This is a genomic window from Acidisphaera rubrifaciens HS-AP3, assembly GCF_000964365.1.
In the GTDB taxonomy this organism is placed as follows: domain Bacteria; phylum Pseudomonadota; class Alphaproteobacteria; order Acetobacterales; family Acetobacteraceae; genus Acidisphaera; species Acidisphaera rubrifaciens.
The window spans coordinates 1-1,318 of the sequence record NZ_BANB01000928.1 but is presented as its reverse complement, the minus strand read 5'-3'; the positions used below and the strand labels follow the sequence as shown (position 1 = coordinate 1,318).

Here is a 1,318-nt window from a genome sequence, read left to right as displayed (position 1 = left end):
CGGGGCGGCGGCACGGGCCGCCCCGCCCGCCGCGGACGCGCCGCCCGCCGTGGACGCGCCGCCGGGGCAGGATTCGGGGCATCCGGGCGACGTGCAGGGGGCGCACGGCACGGTCGGGCGGCCGGTCAATCCCGACACCGGGCCGGGCAAGATCAACCGCGTCACCGTCCCCGACTTCGCCGACCTGATCGCCCAGGTGCGTCCGGCGGTGGTGACCATCACCGCGACGCTCAAGCCAGGGGCGGGCGACGGCGACGATGACGGCGGCGACCAGGACGGCGGCAACGGTGGTGGCGGTGGTGGCGGCGGCCACGGGCCGACGCGGGTCGGCGGTTCCGGCTTCATCGTCGATGCCGACGGCACGATCGTCACCAACAACCATGTGGTGCAGGACACGACGTCCATCACGGTGCGCCTCGACGACGGCACGACGCTGCCGGCGCACATCGTCGGGCGCGATCCGCGCACCGATCTCGCGGTTGTGCGCGTCTCGGCCGGGCATCCGCTGCCGTTCCTGCAGCTCGGCGACTCGGCGAAGACGCGGGTGGGGCAGTGGGTGGTGGCGATGGGCGCGCCCTACGGGCTCGGCGGCACCGCGACGGCGGGCATCATCTCGGCCGAGGGACGCGATATCGGCTCCGGCGCCTATGACGAGTACATCCAGATCGACGCGCCCATCAATCACGGCAACTCCGGCGGCCCGACCTTCACGCAGGACGGGAAGGTGATCGGCGTCAACACCGCGATCTATTCGCCGACGCGCGACGGCGGGTCGATCGGCATCGGCTTCGCGATCCCGTCGAACCTGGTGAAGGTCGTGGTGTCGCAGCTGCAGAAGACCGGGCACGTCGTGCGCGGCTTCATCGGCGTGGAGGCGCAGCCGGTCAGCCCCGACATGGCGCGCGCGCTGGGCCTCGCGCAGCACGAGGGCGCGCTGATCGCGCAGGTCGAGCCCAACAGCCCCGCCTCCCGCGCCGGCTTGCAGCCGGGCGACGTGATCCGCGCGCTCGACGGCACGCCGGTCGCCAATCCGCGCGAACTGGCGATCAGCGTGCTCGGCATCGCGCCGGGGGAGACCGCGCATCTGGAGGTGATGCGGGCGGGCGAAAAGAAGACGATCGACGTGCAGGTGGCCGAGGCGCCGGGCGACCATGACGCGGCGCACGGCAACGGGACGGGCGGCGGCCCGCATGTCGGCGTGACGCTGAATGCCCTGACGTCCGACTGGCGCAGCCGCCTCGGCCTGCCGGCCGACACCAGGGGCGTGGTCATCAGCAAGGTCGATCCCGGCTCGCCCGCCGAGACGGCGGGCATCAAG

1 protein-coding gene is annotated in these 1,318 nt (G+C 73.3%); it reads left to right on the top strand.

The features are described 5' to 3' along the window. Window positions 1-1,318, top strand: a 1,318-nt coding sequence (locus tag B8460_RS19120) for a trypsin-like peptidase domain-containing protein (RefSeq protein WP_052945318.1), incomplete at both ends; no start/stop codon positions are given.